This is a genomic window from Streptomyces sp. NPDC107581, from assembly GCF_055657175.1.
On the sequence record NZ_JBVKBH010000012.1, the window covers coordinates 22,955 to 41,651 of the forward strand.

Below are 18,697 nucleotides of genomic sequence, written 5' to 3' on the forward strand. Positions count from 1 at the left end.
CCTGCGGCCGGGCAGGGGCTGCGCCGGGGTCGCTCACCGGCCTCCGTGCCGCGGGGTCATGTCGCCGGGGTCTTGGCCCGCAGGACCGTGAGGAACTCCCGCATCCACGCCGGGTGGTCCGGCCAGGCACGGGCCGAGATCAGGGTGCCGTCGACCACCGCCTCGGAGTCCTCGAAGTGCGCTCCGGCCGACTGCATGTCGAGTTCCAGGGCGGGATAGGCGGTGACCCTGCGTCCGCGCAGGCTGTCGATGGCGGCGGTGAGCAGGGGACCGTGGCAGATCTGGGCGACCGGCTTGTCCGCGTCGAAGAACGCCTTGAGGATCTTGCGCAGTTCGGGGTCGTTGCGCAGGTACTCGGGTGCCCGGCCGCCGGGGATGACGAGGGCCGCGTACGCACCCGGGTCGACCTCGGAGAAGGCGAGGTCGGCGGGCCAGGTGTAGCCGGGCTTCTCGGTGTAGGTGTCGTAACCGGGTTCGAAGTCGTGGACGACGAACCGGAGCGTTTTGCGGGTGGGGGCCGCGATATGGACGTCGTAGCCCTCCTCGCGCAGGCGCTGGTAGGGGTAGAGGACTTCCAGGGACTCCGCTGCGTCGCCGGTGATGATGAGGATCTTCGCGGGCATGTCGGCTCCTCCTGCACGGGCACGGCCCCTCGGCGGGGGACGGGCACTGTCCTGGCAAAGTGCCTCGGCCGGGCGCGCTTGCCAAGAGGGCCCGTCGCTTTCAGGGTGTGGCCCGGAGCCCTCGGGCGCGACCGGATGCACCACCGGCCCGCGACCGGCCCGCGACCGGTCGGCCACCGGTCGTGCCCCGATGACCGACCGACCGCGACCGGATGCGTCACCGGTCCCGCATGTACCACCGGCCGTGACCCACCGGCCCACCGGCCGTGACCCACCGGCCCACCGGCCGCGACCCGGCGGCACACCCGCTGTGACCGGACGGGCCACCCGCCGTGACCGGACGGCCCGCCCGTCGTGACCCGGCGGCCCGGCGGCCGTGGCCGGATACGCCACCGGCCGCCTCAGCGCCGCTGTGCAGAACGTCAAACTTCCCCCCTCTGTTTTGTACACATACGGCTCATGACGGCCCCGGGGTGAGGAGCGATAGCCTTGTGGCGTGATCAGCGCGATATCTCGCGGGGGCGTTGTTGCCCCTGCCCTGCGCCCGGGTTGCACGGAACACCTCCGTGACCGGGCGGCGGTCGCTGGTCTTCGCGGGCGGGACGGGGGCGCGGAAGCCCCCGGGAGGCCGAGGCCGGCCCGGGGGACGGCGGTGCCGAGAGCAGCGTCACACCCCACGGGCGTGCCGAGAATGGCCGAATACCCCCCGCTCTTCTCACCTCACGGCATACCGTCGAATCGGACCGGACACCCCGGGCCGTGGCGTCGAGCCGGAGGGGAAGAGACCGTATTTCCTTCTACGTCACGCAACGGCGCGCGACAGGAGCCAGAGGACAATGCAGACCAAGCTGGACGAAGCCAAGGCCGAGCTGCTCGAACGGGCCGCCCGGGTAGCTGAGAACAGCCCGGTCGGGGGGCACCTACCGACCGGGACGACGAGCGAGGGCACGGCCGGCACCCTCGACAGCGAGTCCGTGCTCGCGTTCCTCCAGCGCTACTACCTGCACACCGCCCCGGAAGACCTGGCCGACCGCGACCCGGTCGACGTCTTCGGCGCCGCAGTCTCGCACTACCGTCTCGCCGAGAACCGCCCGCAGGGCACCGCGAACGTCCGGGTGCACACCCCGACCGTGGAAGAGAACGGCTGGACCTGCAGCCACACCGTCGTGGAAGTCGTCACCGACGACATGCCCTTCCTCGTCGACTCGGTCACCAACGAGCTGACCCGGCAGGGGCGTGGCATCCACGTCGTCATCCACCCGCAGATCGTCGTCCGGCGCGACCTCACCGGCAAGCTCATCGAGGTGCTGCCGACCGCGCCCACCGGCACCCTCCCGCACGACGCGCACATCGAGTCCTGGATCCACGTCGAGATCGACCGCGAGACGGACCGTGCCGACCTCAAGCAGATCACCGCCGACCTGCTGCGTGTCCTGTCCGACGTCCGCGAGGCCGTCGAGGACTGGGAGAAGATGCGGGACGCGGCGATCCGGATCGCCGACGGCCTGGACAGCGAGCCCCGGCCGGGCGACCTGCCCGCGCCCGAGGTCGAGGAGGCCTGCGAGCTGCTGCGCTGGCTGTCCGCCGACCACTTCACCTTCCTCGGCTTCCGCGAGTACCAGCTGCGCGACGACGACACGCTCGCCGCCGTGCCGGGCACCGGTCTCGGCATACTGCGCGCGGACCCGCAGCACTCCGAGGACGACCAGCACCCGGTCAGCCCCTCCTTCGAGCGCCTCCCGGCCGACGCCCGCGCCAAGGCCCGCGAGCACAAGCTGCTCGTGCTGACCAAGGCCAACAGCCGGGCCACCGTGCACCGGCCGTCGTACCTGGACTACATCGGCGTCAAGAAGTTCGACAAGGACGGCAACGTCGTCGGCGAGCGCCGCTTCCTCGGCCTGTTCTCCTCCGCCGCCTACACCGAGTCGGTGCGCCGCGTCCCGGTCATCCGCCGCAAGGTCGACGAGGTCCTGGAGCGCGCAGGCTTCTCGCCCGACAGCCACGACGGCCGCGACCTGCTCCAGATCCTGGAGACCTACCCGCGCGACGAGCTGTTCCAGACCCCGGCCGCCGAGCTGCAGGCCATCGCGACGAGCGTCCTGTACCTGCAGGAGCGCCGCCGGCTCCGGCTCTACCTGCGCCAGGACGAGTACGGCCGCTACTACTCGGCCCTCGTCTACCTGCCGCGCGACCGCTACACCACCGGCGTCCGGCTGCGGATCATCGACATCCTGAAGGAGGAGCTCGGCGGCATCAGCGTCGACTTCACCGCCTGGAACACCGAGTCGATCCTGTCCCGGCTGCACTTCGTCGTCCGCGTCCAGCCGGGCACCGAGCTGTCCGAGCTGTCGGACGCCGACAAGGACCGCATCGAGGCCCGACTGGTCGAGGCCGCCCGCTCCTGGGCGGACGGCTTCGCCGAGGCGCTGAACGCCGAGTGCGGCGAGGAGCGCGCCGCCGAGCTGCTGCGCCGCTACAACAACGGCAACTCCTTCCCCGAGGGCTACAAGGCCGACCACACGCCGCGCGCGGCGGTCGCCGACCTGGTGCACCTGGAGCGGCTGAGCGAGGAGAAGGGCAACGACTTCGCGCTGAGCCTGTACGAGCCGGTGGGCGCCGCACCCGGCGAGCGCCGCTTCAAGATCTACCGCAAGGGCGACGCGGTCTCCCTGTCCGCGGTGCTGCCGGTCCTGAACCGGCTCGGCGTCGAGGTCGTGGACGAGCGCCCGTACGAGCTGCGCTGCTCGGACCGCACCCTCGCCTGGATCTACGACTTCGGCCTGCGCATGCCCAAGGCGCTGGGCGGCGGCAACGGCGACTACCTCGGCGACGACGGCCGTGAGCGGTTCCAGGAGGCGTTCGCCGCGACCTGGACCGGCCTGGCCGAGAACGACGGCTTCAACGCCCTCGTGCTGAGCGCCGGGCTCACCTGGCGGCAGGCGACGGTGCTGCGGGCGTACGCCAAGTACCTGCGGCAGGCCGGGTCCACCTTCAGCCAGGACTACATGGAGGACACCCTCCGCAACAACGTCCACACCACCCGGCTCCTCGTCTCCCTGTTCGAGGCACGGATGTCCCCGGACCGCCAGCAGGCCGGTCTGGAGATCGTCGACGCGCTGCTGGAGGAGCTGGACGCGGCCCTGGACCAGGTGGCGAGCCTGGACGAGGACCGCATCCTGCGCTCCTTCCTCACGGTCATCAAGGCGACCCTGCGCACGAACTTCTTCCAGGAGAAGCTCGGCGGCCAGCCGCACGAGTACGTGTCCATGAAGTTCGACCCGCAGGCCATCCCGGACCTGCCCGCGCCGCGCCCGGCGTACGAGATCTGGGTGTACTCGCCGCGCGTCGAGGGTGTGCACCTGCGCTTCGGCAAGGTCGCGCGCGGCGGTCTGCGCTGGTCCGACCGGCGTGAGGACTTCCGCACCGAGATCCTCGGTCTGGTCAAGGCGCAGATGGTGAAGAACACCGTCATCGTGCCGGTCGGCGCCAAGGGCGGCTTCGTCGCCAAGCAGCTGCCGGACCCGAGCGTGGACCGGGACGCATGGCTGGCCGAGGGCATCGCCAGCTACAAGACGTTCATCTCGGCGCTGCTCGACATCACCGACAACATGGTGGCCGGCGAGGTCGTGCCGCCGCAGGACGTCGTCCGGCACGACGGGGACGACACCTACCTGGTGGTCGCGGCCGACAAGGGCACGGCGACGTTCTCCGACATCGCCAACGGGGTTGCCGAGAAGTACAACTTCTGGCTCGGCGACGCCTTCGCCTCCGGCGGCTCGGCCGGCTACGACCACAAGGGCATGGGCATCACCGCGCGCGGCGCCTGGGAGTCCGTGAAGCGGCACTTCCGCGAGCTGGGCGTGGACACGCAGGCCGAGGACTTCACGGTCGTCGGCATCGGTGACATGTCCGGTGACGTGTTCGGCAACGGCATGCTGCTCTCCGAGCACATCCGCCTGGTCGCCGCCTTCGACCACCGGCACATCGTCATCGACCCGAACCCGGACGCGGCCACCTCCTACGCCGAGCGCCGCCGCCTGTTCGAGCTGCCCCGTTCCAGCTGGGCCGACTACAACACCGAGCTGCTGTCGGCGGGCGGCGGGATCTTCCCGCGCACCGCCAAGGCGATCCCGCTCAACGCGCACATCCGCGAGGCGCTGGGCATCGAGGGGAAGATCTCCAAGATGACCCCGGCCGACCTGATGAAGACGATCCTGCAGGCGCCGGTGGACCTGCTGTGGAACGGCGGCATCGGCACCTATGTGAAGTCGTCGGCGGAGTCCAACGCCGACGCCGGCGACAAGGCCAACGACGCCATCCGCGTCGACGGCCGCGACCTGCGCGTCAAGGTCGTCGGCGAGGGCGGCAACCTGGGCCTGACCCAGCTCGGCCGGATCGAGTTCGCGCTGCAGGGCGGCCGGATCAACACCGACGCGATCGACAACAGCGCCGGCGTGGACACCTCCGACCACGAGGTGAACATCAAGATCCTGCTCAATGGCCTGGTCGCGGACGGCGACATGACCGTCAAGCAGCGCAACAAGCTGCTCGCCGAGATGACCGACGAGGTCGGCGCGCTGGTGCTGCGCAACAACTACGCGCAGAACACGGCGCTGGCCAACGCCCTCTTCCAGTCCAAGGACATGCTGCACGCGCAGCAGCGGTTCATCCGCCACATGGTCCGCGAGGGCCACCTGGACCGGGCGCTGGAGTTCCTGCCCGCCGACCGCCAGATCCGTGAGCGTCTGAACCAGGGCCAGGGCCTGACCGGCCCGGAGACGGCCGTGCTGCTGGCGTACACGAAGATCACGGTCGCCGAGGAGCTGCTGCACACCTCGCTGCCGGACGACCCGTACCTGCGCAGCCTGCTGCACGCGTACTTCCCGACGGCGCTGCGCGAGCGGTTCGCGGACGCCGTCGACGGCCACCCGCTGCGCCGCGAGATCACCACGACCGTGCTGGTCAACGACACGGTCAACACGGGCGGTACGACGTATCTGCACCGTATGCGCGAGGAGACGGGCGCCTCGCTGGAGGAGATCGTGCGCGCCCAGACCGCGGCCCGCGCGATCTTCCGCTCGGCGCCGGTGTGGGACGCGGTCGAGGAGCTGGACAACAAGGTCGACGCGGCCGTCCAGACCCGGATCCGGCTGCACTCGCGCCGCCTGGTCGAGCGCGGCACGCGCTGGTTGCTGAACAACCGGCCGCAGCCGCTGCAGCTCGCGGAGACGGTCGAGTTCTTCGGCGAGCGGGTCGAGCAGGTCTGGCAGCAGATGCCCAAGCTGCTGCGCGGCGCGGACCTGGAGTGGTACCAGCACGTGTACGACGAGCTGTCCGAGGCCGGCGTCCCGGACGAGGTGGCCGCCCGCGTGGCCGGGTTCTCCTCCGCCTTCCCGGCGCTGGACATCGTCTCGGTGGCCGACCGCATGGGCAAGGAGCCGCTGGACGTCGCCGAGGTCTACTACGACCTCGCCGACCGGCTCGGCATCACCCAGCTCATGGACCGCATCATCGAGCTGCCCCGCGCCGACCGCTGGCAGTCCATGGCCCGCGCCTCCATCCGCGAGGACCTGTACGCGGCGCACTCGGCCCTGACGGCGGACATCCTCGCGGCCGGCAACGGCACGTCGACGCCCGAGCAGCGGTTCACGAACTGGGAGCAGAAGAACGCGGCGATCCTGGGCCGGGCGCGCACGACCCTGGAGGAGATCCGCGGTTCGGACTCCTTCGACCTCGCCAACCTGTCGGTGGCGATGCGTACGATGCGGACGCTGCTGCGCTCGCATTCGTAGCCGTACGGCGCCGAGGGCGCCCCGGGCCGTTCATGGCCCGGGGCGCCCTCCGTCTTGCCCACGGTCTGCGGCGGTACCGTGCCCGCACGCTGCGGCGGTGTCCTGCCCACGACCTGCGGCCGTGCCGTCCCGCGTTCCACGACGGTTCTCGCCCGCGACGTGCGCACGGCGTGCCGACGGCTTGCCGATGTTTAGGGAAAACCGAGTGGTGAATTTACCGTTTCCTGCTAATCGGGGTGTTTCGGCTAGGGTCTGGGCTGTGACAGTGAACCTCACCGAGACCCGCCCGGCGCCCCCCGCGCCGGCTCCGGACCGGCCGGTCACGCGCGTCGTGCTGGAAGTCGTGAAGTTCGGGGTCGTCGGCGGCAGCGGTGTCCTCGTCAATTTCCTCGTCTTCAACCTGCTGCTGCACGGCCTGCGGTGGCAGGCGATGACCGCGACGGTCCTGGCCAGTTGCATCGCGATGGCGACCAATTACCTGGGCTTCAGCCATTTCGCCTATCGCGACCGGGACTCGCGCACCCGCCGCCAGATCGTTCTGTTCTTCGTCTTCAGCGGTATCGGTGTGGTGCTGGAAATCGGCCTGTTCTGGGTCGGATATCACGGTCTCGGTCTGCACAGCGTGCTCGAATCGAATGCGGTGAAGGCGCTGTCCATCGTGCTCGCCTCCGCGTTCCGTTTCCTCGTCTACCGCACCTGGGTGTTCCAGCAGGATGCGCGCCGCACCGCCTAGCACCGCGAGCGCCGGGCGGGTACTGCCCCAGGCCGCTGCCGCGCTCGTACTGGTCCTGCTGCTCCTGGTGATCGTCCGTCTGCCCTGGGTGGGCGATCTCGGCATGCACGCGGCGACCGTGCAGCGGCTGCGGCACAGCCTGCTGAACCCCGGCAACCCGCTGGTCGACGCCGACACGCCGAGCCCGTACTACTCGCCGTGGATGCTGGTGCTCGGCTGCCTCGCCAGGCTCACCGGCCTCTCCGTCTTCGTCGTGCTGCGGATCGGTGCGCTCGTCGGTCTCGGGCTGCTGGTCAGCGGCGTGTGGCGGTACGTCCGCACACTGAGCGCCCACCCGGCCGCGCCCGCCCTGGCACTGCTGAGCCTGGTCTTCCTGTGGGGTCCGCTCCTGTTCAACTGGAGCGGCTTCCTCGGCCTCAACTCCCTCGCGCTGACGGTGTCGTACCCGAGCGTGTTCGCGCTCGGCCTCTCCTTCCACTTCTGGGCCTGGCTCACCCCGGCGCTGCGGGGGAAGGCCGGCTGGGAGAGATGGCTCGGGCTCGGCCTGCTGTGGGCGCTGATCCTGCTGTGCCACCAGTTCACCGGGGTCGTGGCGACCCTCGGCGCGCTGGCCATGGTGATCGCCGCGCGGCCGGGCCGGCAGCTGCTGCTGCGGCTCGGCGCCGCTCTGGCCGTGGGCGTGGTCGTGCTCGGGCTCTGGCCGTACTACGACTTCTTCGCGCTCTTCTCCGCGGGCGCCGGCCTCGAAGCGATCCACCGGGCGCTGTACGACCACCTGGCCGGGCGGTTCGGGCTGGTCCTGCTCGGCGTCGCGGCCCTGGGCGTGCGCCGGCGGCGGGACCACTGGGACCCCCTGGTCCTCTTCTTCCTCCTCGGCGTGCTGGTGTTCGCGGCGGGCGGCCTGACCGGGCACTACTCATGGGGCCGCGCCCTGCCCGCCGCGCTGATCCCGGCCCAGCTGGCGGCCGCGCTGGAGGTCGTGTCGGCGGGGCGGCGGGCGGTGCGGGCCGGCTGGGCGTGTGTGCTCGGCGCTGCGCTGGCCGTGGGGGCGTGGGCGCAGGTGGGGACGCTCGGGTACGTGACCGGGCGGGAGGCGCTGCCCGCTGTGCTCGCGGCGAAGTACCGGGAGCCGTGGGCCGGGTACCAGTGGATCACGCCCTGGGTGAAGTACGGGGACGTGGTCATGGGCCGTACGCTGCCGTCGCGGCAGATCCCCGCGTACGGGCCGTACACCGTGGCGCCGGGATACCCCGATGTGTTCCTGCCGGACGAGCGGACGCGGAACGCGGCGGTGACGCGCTACTTCGCGGCGGGGACGTCGGCGGATGCGCGGCGGGCCATAGTGCGGGAGTACGGCGTGCGGTGGGTCGTGGGGGCGAAGGGTTCCGCCGAGCCGTGGTTGCGGCGGGTGGCCGGCGGGCCGCGGGGGCAGGTGCTGTACGAAGTCGAGCGGTGAGCCGGGGCCGCGGGAACGGTGCGGCCGCGGCGACGGCACCCCCCAGGGGCCGCGGGGAACTGCGCGATCAGCCCCCGCGCACACGCGGTTGGCCGGTGGCTGTTGGTCTCCGGCTATCGCACCGGCGGTTGGCCGGTGGCTGTTGGTCTCCGGCTATCGCACCGGCGGTTGGCCGGTGGCTGTTGGTCTCCGGCTACCGCACCCGCGGTTGGCCGGTGGCTGTTGGTCTCCGGCTATCGCACCGGCGGTTGGCCGGTGGCTGTTGGTCTCCGGCTACCGCACCGGCGGTTGGCCGGTGGCCGTTGGTCCCCGGCTACCTCAGTACGCTCGCCACCAGCCGCGCAGCGCTCCGTACCTTCGGGCGGGCCACCTTCCGGACCACCGGGCGGATCACGCGGGCCGTCAGTCCGACCGGGCGCCAGCGGATCTGGAGGCGGCCGGGGTTGCGGCCCTCCGGTTCGACGGTGACCCGGTGCGGGGCCGTGCCCGAGCGGTAGTCGACACGGGCCGTGACGGACGCGAAGTCGAGGGGTGCCAGAAGCAGGCCGGAGTGGGCGAGGCCCTGCTGTTCCAGGCGGAGCAGCGGATGGCGTACGCCGTCGAAGCCCTGCACGGGAAGCCGGGCCGTCGCCAGGTCGAGGCGGACGCGGCCCTCGAAGACACCGGGGCGGACCGGGTCCAGGCGGAACGGGACCGTCATGCGCCGCCGGGAAGGCGCCAGCACCAGGCTTGCCCGTTGCGGTCCCACCGGAAGCCGCAGGCCGGGGTCGTAGGTGCGGATCGCGAGGCTGAGGCAGGCCCCGGTGCCCGGGGCCAGCTCGGTGATCTCGTGCCGGAAGTGGGCGCTGGGGAAAGGCCGGGTGTCCAGCTCCAGATCGGAGACGTCCAGTTCGCGGCGGGACCGCTCGGCGCGGGGAACGGTGTCGCCCCAGTACGCGGCGCCGGAGTCGTCGGCGGTGACGTGCCTCGGCGCGACCCCGTGGCCCAGGCCCCGCGCCGCCAGCCGGGCCTCGGACAGGCGGCCGTCGCGCAGCAGCTGCAGGACCACCCGCTCCGGGCGGGGCAGTCGGGTGAACGCGCCCTCGGCCAGCGTCTGCAGGTACGCGTTCATGATCTCGGCGAAGGACGCGAGCCACTCGTCGTCCCGGTAGGGCAGATCGCCCGCGTACATCCGGAAGTCGTGCTTGAGGAACTTGTAGTCCTTGTCCTCCCGCAGCCCGGCGTGTCCGCCGCTGACCAGGAAGTCGTCGATCAGACGCTGGACGTGCACCCGGTCGCGGACGTTGGAGATCTTGTGCCGCTGGTTGGAGATGGAGGCCGACGCGGCGGTCGCGAACGGCTCGATGTACCAGACGTACACCGGGTCCGGAATGATCGTGAACGCCTTGGCCAGGCAGTACGCCTGCGCCGAGAACAGCTGGTCCTCGTAGTGGATGCCCTCGGGGAAGCGGAGCCGGTGGCGGTCGAGGAACGCGCGGGCGTACATCTTGCTGGTGGACAGGTGCTCGAACAGCAGCCGCGGGTCGGCCTCGATGCCGTCCAGGGTGCGGCGCTCGGCGACCAGGTGCGGCATCCAGGTCGAGCGGTGCCCGTTGTCCACCCGCACCCGCCGCACCGCGCCCATGGTGAAGTCCACCTCGCGCTCGCGGTGCGCGGCCAGCAGCAACTCGACCGCGCGGGGCGGGAGTTCGTCGTCGCTGTCGAGGAACATCAGGTACGGCGCCCGGGCGATCTCGATGGCCCGGTTGCGCGGGGCGCTGCAGCCGCCGCTGTTCTCCGGCAGCCGCAGATAGCGGATGCGGTGGTCCTGGGCGGCCAGCCGCCGTGCCACCGCGGGCGTGTCGTCGGTGGAGTGGTCGTCGCTGATGACGATCTCGATGTCGGCGTGGGTCTGGGCGCGCAGGGAGGCGACCGCCCGGGGAAGCCGTGCCGCGTCGTTGAAGACGATGACCGTCACCGTGACGTCGGGGGTCGTCATGCGGTGGCCTCCTCGGGGCTCGGGGCGGGGGTGCGTTCGTCGAGCGGGAGGACCGGGGGCAGCGCCTCCTCGGGTTCGCCGAGGAAGACCCGGCGTACGACCCGCTCGGCGGCGCGCCCGTCGTCGTACTCGCAGAACCGGCGGCGGAACGCGGCCCGTGCCTTAGCGGCGCTCTCGTCGCGCCAGGCGCCCGAGAGGAAGATCTCCGCCAGTTGCTCCTGGGTGCGGGCCACCTGGCCCGGCGCCTCGGCCGTCAGGTCGAAGTACACGCCCCGGGTGGTCCGGTACGTCTCCCAGTCGTCGGCGTAGACGACGATCGGGCGGTCGAGGTTGGCGTAGTCGAACATGATCGACGAGTAGTCCGTGACCAGCGCGTCGGCGGCCAGGCACAGCTCCTCGACGGGGTCGTAGGAGGAGACGTCGATGATGCGGCCGCTGCGGCGCAGGCCGGTCAGCGGGGAGGCGGCGCCGCCGTAGAAGTAGTGGGCGCGCACCAGCAGGACGGTGTCCTCGCCGAGGCGGTCGGCCAGGGCGGCCAGGTCGAGACGGGGGGTGAAGCCGGCCTCGTAGTCGCGGTGGGTGGGGGCGTACAGGACGGCGGTCCTGCCGGGGGCGATGCCGAGGCGCTCGCGGGCCGCGCGGACGTCGGCCGCCGTGGCGGAGTAGAAGACGTCGTTGCGCGGATAGCCGTGGTCCAGGGAGGTGTAGCGGGCCGGGTAGGCGCGCTCCCACATACGGGTGGAGTGGCTGTTGGCGCTGACGCTGTAGTCCCATTTGTCGATGCGGGCCAGCAGCGCGGCGAAGTCCATCCCCTTGGCGGCGGCCGGGTGCTCCATCTGGTCCAGGCCCATGCGCTTGAGCGGGGTGCCGTGGTGGGTCTGCAGATGGATCGCGTCCGGGCGCTTGACCACCGCGTTGGGGAAGTTGACGTTGTTCGTCAGGTACTTGGCGGTGGCCAGCGTCTCCCAGTAGCGGCGGGTGCCGGGGACCACATGGTCGGTGCCGGGCGGCAGGAGGGCTGCGTTCTCCTTGTTCACCACCCACACCCGGTGGATGTGCGGGGCGAGTTCGGCGAGCTTGGCGGCGATCGCGGCCGGGTTGCAGGACACCCCCCGGTCCCAATAGGCCGCGAACACGGCCAGGTCCGGGTCGACCGGGCGGCCGAGCGCCCTGCGGTACTGGTGGTCGCGGAGCTTCGCGCCGGCCTGGCGCTTGCGCGTCCGTACGGCCTTCCTGGCGGCGCGCCGGCCGCGGTTGGCGGCCTGGAAGGCGCGGTACTTGGTGTAGGCGCCCTCTTCGAGCAGGGCGTGCCGGATGCCTTCGATCCCGGCCGGACGCCGGTGGCCCTCGGGGCGCCAGCGGACCGCCGCCAGGGAGGCGCGGCGGAAGAACTCGCGGGCCACGGGGTCGGGCAGGTTCTCGCCGGCGAAGGTGCGCACCAGGTCGCGGACCATCAGGTCGTACAGCACCGCTCGGGCGGCGCGGCGGTCCCTGGCGAGCGCGAGCAGCGACTCGTACCGGCCGATGAGGGCGAACCGGTCCTCGGGGGCGAGCTGCGGCAGGCTCTCGGGGCGCAGTCTGCGGTCCTCGTACGCCACCTGGTTCAGACAGGCGACGCGGCCGGCGTACAGCAGGGCCGCGTGGGCGGCGTACGGCTCGTCGTCGGTGCCGAGCTGCTCCTCGTGCGCCCGCCAGAAGGCGGTGCGCAGGGCGCGGGTGCCGAGCACGGGGGTGAGGCGCAGCAGGTCGGCCGCGTCGTCCAGGGCCAGGTCGGCGCGGCCGGCGCCGGCCAGGAACCGGCCGTCGCGGGAGGGGCTCGCGGCGCTCTGCCAGGTGGTGGTGACGTGACCGAGCAGGAGCACGTCGACGGTGGCGCCGGTGGCGCCGGCGGCGTCCAGTTCGGCGGTCCGCTCGGCGATCAGCCGGGACGCCCCGGCCGGCAGACCGTCCTTGGCGTGCACGAAGTGCAGCCAGCGGCCGGACGCCCGCGCGGCTCCCGCCGCCCGGGCCGCCGCGTCACCGGTGCCGTCCGGCAGGGGCACCACGACCGTCTCGGGGGAGTGGCCCTCGGCCGTCTCCCGCGCCCAGTCGCCGACCGCGGCGACGATCACCTCGGCGTCCGGGAGCGGGCGGGCTTCCAGTGAGTCGAGCAGTTCGGTCAGATGCCCCTGGGTGTTCGGCCCGTACACGATGATGCTGAGTCGGGGCATCGTTGGGGACTCCTTCGGCTCGTCGTCTCGGAAGGCCACCTTTCATAACATACTGTCACTAGAGGTATGAAAGGGATAACCACGCCTGGAGTAAGAGCCGGACTCACGAAGGAAGAGGGACTTTGGGAGCCTCCGGGTCCGGTGCCGCCTGCTGCGGCGCGGCCTGCTTCGGTGCCTGCTTCTTGTCGCTCTTGTCGCCGGTGAAGGCCTCGTACTCCTTCATGACGTCCTCGGTCGGCCCGTCCATGCGCAGCTCGCCGCGCTCCAGCCACAGGACCCGCTCGCAGGTGTCGCGGATCGACTTGTTGTTGTGGCTCACCAGGAAGACCGTGCCCGCGTGCTGCCGCAGCTCGCGGATCCGCTCCTCGGAGCGCACCTGGAACTTGCGGTCGCCGGTGGCGAGGGCCTCGTCGATCAGCAGGACGTCATGGTCCTTGGCCGCGGCGATGGAGAAGCGCAGCCGGGCGGCCATGCCGGAGGAGTACGTGCGCATCGGCAGGGTGATGAAGTCGCCCTTCTCGTTGATCCCGGAGAAGTCGACGATGTCCTCGTAGCGCTCCTTCACCTCCTCGCGGGACATGCCCATGGCGAGGCCGCCGAGGTGGACGTTGCGCTCCCCGGTGAGGTCGCTCATCAGGGCCGCGTTGACGCCGAGCAGCGAGGGCTGGCCGTTGGTGTAGATGTGCCCGTTCTCCACGGGCAGCAGGCCGGCGACCGCCTTGAGCAGGGTCGACTTGCCGGAGCCGTTGGTGCCGATCAGGCCGACCGCCTCGCCCTTGTAGGCGACGAACGAGACCTTCTTCACCGCGTGCACCCGGCGCACGCCCGCCGTCTTCTCGGCCTGCTGGCGGCGCATGATGCGGTTCAGGGCGGCGGTGGCGGTGCCACGGCCGGCGCCGGTGCCGTTGACCCGGTAGACGATGTCGACGTCGTCGGCGACGACGGTGGGGATCTTCTCGGTGTTCGCGGGGGTCTGCTCAGCCACGGCCGTACGTCTCCTCAGCCTTCCAGAAGTAGATGAAGCCGCCGATGCCGGCCAGCAGCGCCCAGCCGGTGGCCGCCGCCCACACGTGCGGGGGCAGCTGCTTGGCGTGGAAGCTGTGGATCAGCGCGTACCGCATGAGGTCGATGTAGACGGCGGCCGGGTTGGTCTCCAGCAGGACCGTGACGATGTGCGGCAGGTGGTCCTTCTTGGTGAGCTTGCTGATGCTCCACATGACGCCGGACACGTACATCCAGGTGCGCAGCACGAACGGCATCAGCTGGGCGATGTCCGGGGTCTTGGCGCCCCACCGGGCCATGATCATCGACACGCCCGCGTTGAAGACGGACTGCAGGATCAGTGCGGGGATCGCGAGCAGCCACCGGGGCGTGATCGGGATGCCGAAGGACAGGATGATCACGACCAGCGCGGTCATCGAGAACAGCAACTGCTGGAGCTGCTGGAGGCAGAAGGAGATCGGCAGCGAGGCGCGCGGGAAGTGCAGGGCGCGGACCAGGCCGAGGTTGCCCGAGATGGCGCGGGTGCCCGCCATGATCGAGCTCTGCGTGAACGTCCAGATGAACACGCCCGTGACCAGGAAGGGGATGTAGTCCGGCACGCCCTTGCTGGTGCCCAGGAGCACGCCGAAGATGAAGTAGTAGACCGCCGCGTTCAGGAGCGGGTTCATCACCTGCCAGATCTGGCCGAGCTTTGCCTGGCTGTACTGGGCGGTGAGCTTGGCCGTGGCGAAGGCGGTGATGAAGTGGCGCCGGGCCCAGAGCTGGCGGACGTACTCCGGCAGTGTGGGGCGGGCGCCGCTGACCGTGAGGCCGTGCCGGGCGGCCAGTGCCGCGAGGTCGTCTTCGGCCGGGACCTGGGTGGGGGGCGGTGTGTGGAGGACCTGGCTCACATCCGCTGCTTTCGCTCGGGGGAGGGGGGTGCGTCCGGCTGCCGCCGGGGCCGAGCGGTCCTCGTCCGTCGCCCGGCGTTTCCTTACGCTTCTCTTCATGTTCTCTTACGTCGGGACGGGACCGTATCGTCGCAACGTGAGCGTAGAACCATCGACCGTCGGAACGCAACCGTTTCGTCGTAACGCCCTATGCTGGTCGGCATGACGACCAACGCCGACGAGCCCTCGACGCGTGCGCGCCGCCGGGCCCCCGCCGGGGCCGCCGTGCTCCGGGAGGATGTGACCGAGGCCATCCGCGCGGCCGTCTTCGAGGAACTGGCGGCCGTAGGCTACGCCCGTATGTCCATCGAGGGCATCGCGCGCCGGGCGGGCGTCGGCAAGACGGCGGTGTACCGCCGCTGGCGTTCCAAACTGCACCTGGTGCTGGACGTGGTGTCGGCGATGGCGGTGATGGGCCTGCCGGCGCCGGACACCGGCTCCCTGGAGGGGGATCTCCGCCTCCTCTACGAGGTCACCTCACGCGCCCTGCGCCACCCCGTCGCCTCACAGATCATCCCCGACCTCCAGGCGGAGGCGGCACGCAATCCCGACATCGCGGAGGCTCTGCAGAAGGCGGTGCGGGACGGGCAGGAGGGCGTCGCCAGCAAGATCGTGGCGGCGGCGGAACGACGGGGTGAGGTGCGGGCCGGGGTCGACGCCGACCTGGCCCTCGACCTGATCTCCGGCCCGCTGTACTGGCGCTCGGTGGTCATCCGCTCCCCCAAGCTGCCCAAGGGCTACCTGGCAAGCCTGGCCCGCGCCACAGCGGGAGCCCTGAAGGCACTGTGAGACTGCCTGGTGCCGGCGCCGGCGCTGGTGCTAGCTCTGGTGCCGACGCCGGCGTCGAACCACGCCCGCCCACCACCGCGGCACGCGCAAGCACGGCCGCCGTACCCCCTCAGGGGGCCCTGGTGTCCTAGCTCAGACACCAGCCGCAAAGTAGCGGGGTGATCAGACGCTCGCCGCTGTGGCCTGCTCGTCGTGTTCACGCAGCATCCGCATGACGGTCGCGGGCGAGGGGTGCTGGCCCTTCTTCGCGCCGGTGGTGATGACAAGTCGCTTGGCGATGTCGCGCAGGCTCATCTCCTGATCGCGCAGGTGGAGGGCCATGGACAGCATGTCCTCGTCGGTGACGCCCGCGCCGCCGATGGTCTTGCCGCGTCTGCGGGCGGACTCGTGGCCTTCGAGGGTGCGGTCGCGGATGTACTCGCGCTCCATGCCGGACATGGCCGCGAGCACGGTGAACACGATGCCGGAAGGGTCGTGCGAGCCCTTCAGTTCTCCGGTGAGGAACTCCAGGCCGACGTCGCTCGCTTTCAGTTCCTCGGCGAGCATGGCGAGTTCGATGCCGCGGCCGAGGCGCTTGTGCTCGTGGACGACGAGGGTGACGGCGACGCCGGAGGAGCGGATCTCCCCGGCGAGCTTCACGGCGGCCTCCAGCTCGGGGCGCCGGGTGGCGCGGGTGGAGATCTTCTCGGAGAAGACCCGGGTCACCCCAGCCTCGGCGAGCGAGTCGAGCTGTGCGTCGAGGGACTGCCGGGCGGTCGAGGCCCGTGCGTAGCCGAGGCGGACGTGTCCGGAGGGTTCGGCGCCGGCGCTCACCGGCCGGGGCAGCTCGGTCCACGCCGACCCCGGTTTGCGTACGGCGGGGGTCGGCACGCTGAGCGCCTGGGCGAGTTGGGGCACGAGGCGGAAGCGTGCGGTGTGGTACTGGATGGCCACCTTCCCCTTGCCGGTCCGGCATGGAGAGCCCGCCGGGGCTGCGCAGGTGGACATCGGACAGTCACGCGATTCCACGTGCTTGAAGTCGTCGCTCACGCCCCGGAGCGTTTCATGAGGGTGTTTCAGATGTCCAGTCGTTTGCAACAACTCATGAAACAAGATCGACGCAGGTGGACCGCCGGGCGGCCGCGGTGTTTCATGAGCGACCACCCATGAAACACCGCGGTCGCCATCGGGCTGGCGGCCTTCTGGCTGCCAGCCATGCCGACCGGCAGTGACTGTGGGCTGGATCACACTTGAGGTTGACCTTGGGGCAGGGTGGAGGCTCATCGCATCGGCACGACGCCGACCCGGGCACAACCGATGTGAAGGAGCAACATGTCCACCAACCTTGCTGACCAGGGGCAGGATCGTCCGGAGCTGCAGAAGGCGATCGAGGAGTTGGCCGAGTCCGGTTTCGTCGGGGTCCAGCTCCGGGTGAACGACGAGCAGGGCGAGTGGGTCGGCAGCGCCGGTGTGCGCGAGCTGGGCCAGAGCGCCAAGCCGCTGACGAACGGGCACTTCCGCATCGGCAGCAGCACCAAGAGCTTCGTCGCCACCTCGGTGCTCATGCTGGTGGCCGAGGGAAAGATCGGTCTGGACGCTCCGGCCGATGACTACCTGCCCGAGTTCGGTCTCGACCGGCGGATCACGGTGCGGATGCTGCTGCAGCACACCAGCGGGATCTTCAACCACACCGGCGAGCTCTACGAGGACGGGACAATCGTGCTGGGGGTCCCCTGGCAGGGCAAGGAGTGGGTGGACAACCGGTTCAAGACCTATCTGCCCGAAGAGCTGGTTCGGCTGTCGTTGTCCAGGCCGGCGCGGTTCGCGCCGGGTGAGGGCTGGAGCTACGCCAACACCAACTACGTGCTGGCCCGGCTGGTGGTCGAGAAGGTCACCGGCCGTGCGTTCGCCGAGGAGTTGCAGCGGCTGATCTTGGGGCCGCTGGGGATGACCGGCACCGTGGCGCCGGGCGCCTCGCCGGAGATCCCTGAGCCGCACAACCACGGCTACTACCGCTACGAGGACGCTGGGCAGGAGCGGACGGTCGATGTCACCCGTCAGAACCCGTCCTGGGTGGGGGCCGGCGGCGACATGATCTCGACCACAAACGATCTGCACACGTACTTCTCCGCGCTGATGGGCGGCAAGCTCCTGTCGGCCGAGCTGTTGGCCGAGATGCGCACGCCGGAGGCGGTGGTCGGCTACGGCCTGGGGGTGTTCGCGCAGGAAACTGAGGGCGGCACCATCTTCCACCACAACGGCGCCACCATGGGCTCGGCGGCATTGATGTACAGCACCCCCGACGGCAGCAAGACCCTGACCGCCGGGCTGACCTGGGTGGACGACGCCGACCTGTCGATAGCACCGGCATTCCAGACCGCTCAGCAGCGTTTCGTCGACACGGTGTTCTGCGGCAAGCTGGGCTGATGAGGAACGGGGTGACGATCGGGCAGGCGGCGGCGTTCGTCGGTGTCACGGTGAAGACGGTGCGGCACTATCACAAGCTCGGACTGGTCACGGAGCCGGAGCGTGACAGCTCCGGCTACCGGCGGTACGGATCCGGCGAACTGCTGCAGCTGGTGCAGGTACGGACGCTGGCCGCCGCAGGCGTGCCGCTGGCCGAGATCGGGCCCATGCTCGACGCCGACGCCGCGCAGTTCGGCGCCGCGCTCACCGACGTCGAGCGGCAGCTCACCGAACGCATCGATGAACTGGTCGCCCGCCGCGACACGCTGCACCGGCTGACCGACGGTGATCGGGCTCTGCTGCCCGACCGCGCCTGCGCGGTCCTGGACCGGATGCCCGGCCTCGGCTTCAGCCCCGACTACGTGGCCGCGCAGCGCGAGGCCCTGGTCCTGGCCCGGGCGCTGGTGCCGGAGGGCTTCGGCGGCTTCCTGACGCAGCTCGAACACGGGCTGGACGACCCCGAGTACATCGACCTGACCAAGCGCGGCTGGGAGGCCGAGACCTGGGAACCGGACGACCCGAGGATCGAGGAACTCGCGGCCGCCATGGCCGACCGCTACCTAGCCAATCCCTCGTTGCTGGGGGATCACGCCAGCCTGCGGGCATGGGCCAAGGCTTCGGCTCAGTACGAGCTGATCAACAACCACCGCGAGGACCAGGCACCGGTCGCGGCCCGGCTGACCGCGCTCACCGAGACCAGACTCCGCGCTGCGGGCGTACCCGTTCCCCACCGATGAGGT

12 protein-coding genes are annotated in these 18,697 nt (G+C 70.8%); 6 read left to right on the plus strand and 6 right to left on the minus strand.

Annotated features, from left to right (window positions below; genetic code table 11):
- Positions 1-56 precede the first annotated feature (56 nt).
- Complete coding sequence (locus tag ACZ7P3_RS27985; protein WP_472085830.1) at positions 57-623, minus strand: DJ-1/PfpI family protein; 567 nt, start codon at positions 621-623, stop codon at positions 57-59.
- Between the two features lie 836 nt (positions 624-1,459).
- On the opposite strand from ACZ7P3_RS27985, the gene ACZ7P3_RS27990 reads away from it, so the two are divergent.
- The 3 genes from ACZ7P3_RS27990 to ACZ7P3_RS28000 all read left to right on the plus strand — a co-directional run bounded on the left by ACZ7P3_RS27990 (position 1,460) and on the right by ACZ7P3_RS28000 (position 8,604).
- Positions 1,460-6,415, plus strand: a complete 4,956-nt coding sequence (locus ACZ7P3_RS27990) for an NAD-glutamate dehydrogenase (protein ID WP_472085831.1) — start codon at positions 1,460-1,462, stop codon at positions 6,413-6,415.
- 265 nt (positions 6,416-6,680) lie between these two features.
- Positions 6,681-7,148, plus strand: coding sequence for a GtrA family protein (locus ACZ7P3_RS27995; protein ID WP_472085833.1), 468 nt, complete (start codon positions 6,681-6,683; stop codon positions 7,146-7,148).
- Complete coding sequence (locus ACZ7P3_RS28000; RefSeq protein WP_472085834.1) at positions 7,129-8,604, plus strand: hypothetical protein; 1,476 nt, start codon at positions 7,129-7,131, stop codon at positions 8,602-8,604. The genes ACZ7P3_RS27995 and ACZ7P3_RS28000 overlap by 20 nt, the downstream gene beginning before the upstream one ends.
- A 313-nt stretch (positions 8,605-8,917) precedes the next feature.
- Here ACZ7P3_RS28000 and ACZ7P3_RS28005 read toward each other — a convergent pair whose 3' ends face one another.
- From ACZ7P3_RS28005 to ACZ7P3_RS28020, 4 genes are all read right to left on the minus strand, one after another.
- Positions 8,918-10,582, minus strand: coding sequence for a glycosyltransferase family 2 protein (locus ACZ7P3_RS28005; protein WP_472085836.1), 1,665 nt, complete (start codon positions 10,580-10,582; stop codon positions 8,918-8,920).
- Positions 10,579-12,792, minus strand: a complete 2,214-nt coding sequence (locus tag ACZ7P3_RS28010) for a CDP-glycerol glycerophosphotransferase family protein (RefSeq protein WP_472085837.1) — start codon at positions 12,790-12,792, stop codon at positions 10,579-10,581. Before ACZ7P3_RS28010 ends, ACZ7P3_RS28005 begins: the two co-directional genes overlap by 4 nt.
- A gap of 103 nt (positions 12,793-12,895) precedes the next feature.
- Positions 12,896-13,777 carry an ABC transporter ATP-binding protein gene (locus tag ACZ7P3_RS28015; protein WP_472085838.1) on the minus strand — a complete coding sequence of 294 codons (882 nt, stop codon included), beginning with the start codon at positions 13,775-13,777 and terminating at the stop codon, positions 12,896-12,898.
- Entirely contained in the window at positions 13,770-14,684 is a 915-nt protein-coding gene (locus ACZ7P3_RS28020) for an ABC transporter permease (RefSeq protein WP_472085839.1), read from the minus strand. Before ACZ7P3_RS28020 ends, ACZ7P3_RS28015 begins: the two co-directional genes overlap by 8 nt.
- 201 nt (positions 14,685-14,885) lie before the next feature.
- Here ACZ7P3_RS28020 and ACZ7P3_RS28025 point away from each other — a divergent pair, with 201 nt between their 5' ends.
- Positions 14,886-15,512 (plus strand): TetR/AcrR family transcriptional regulator, encoded by a 627-nt coding sequence (locus ACZ7P3_RS28025; RefSeq protein ID WP_472085840.1) that lies wholly within the window; start codon positions 14,886-14,888, stop codon positions 15,510-15,512.
- Positions 15,513-15,674: 162 nt separating this feature from the next.
- Here the strand turns inward: ACZ7P3_RS28025 and ACZ7P3_RS28030 are convergent, their stop codons facing one another.
- Positions 15,675-16,541, minus strand: a complete 867-nt coding sequence (locus tag ACZ7P3_RS28030; RefSeq protein WP_472085841.1) for a recombinase family protein — start codon at positions 16,539-16,541, stop codon at positions 15,675-15,677.
- A gap of 282 nt (positions 16,542-16,823) precedes the next feature.
- On the opposite strand from ACZ7P3_RS28030, the gene ACZ7P3_RS28035 reads away from it, so the two are divergent.
- Both ACZ7P3_RS28035 and ACZ7P3_RS28040 read left to right on the plus strand, forming a co-directional pair.
- The gene (locus ACZ7P3_RS28035) at positions 16,824-17,918 is read left to right on the plus strand and encodes a serine hydrolase domain-containing protein (RefSeq protein WP_472085842.1); all 1,095 of its coding nucleotides are present in this window, start codon (positions 16,824-16,826) and stop codon (positions 17,916-17,918) included.
- Entirely contained in the window at positions 17,918-18,694 is a 777-nt protein-coding gene (locus ACZ7P3_RS28040) for a MerR family transcriptional regulator (protein WP_472085844.1), read from the plus strand. The genes ACZ7P3_RS28035 and ACZ7P3_RS28040 overlap by 1 nt, the downstream gene beginning before the upstream one ends.
- Positions 18,695-18,697: the final 3 nt, after the last annotated feature.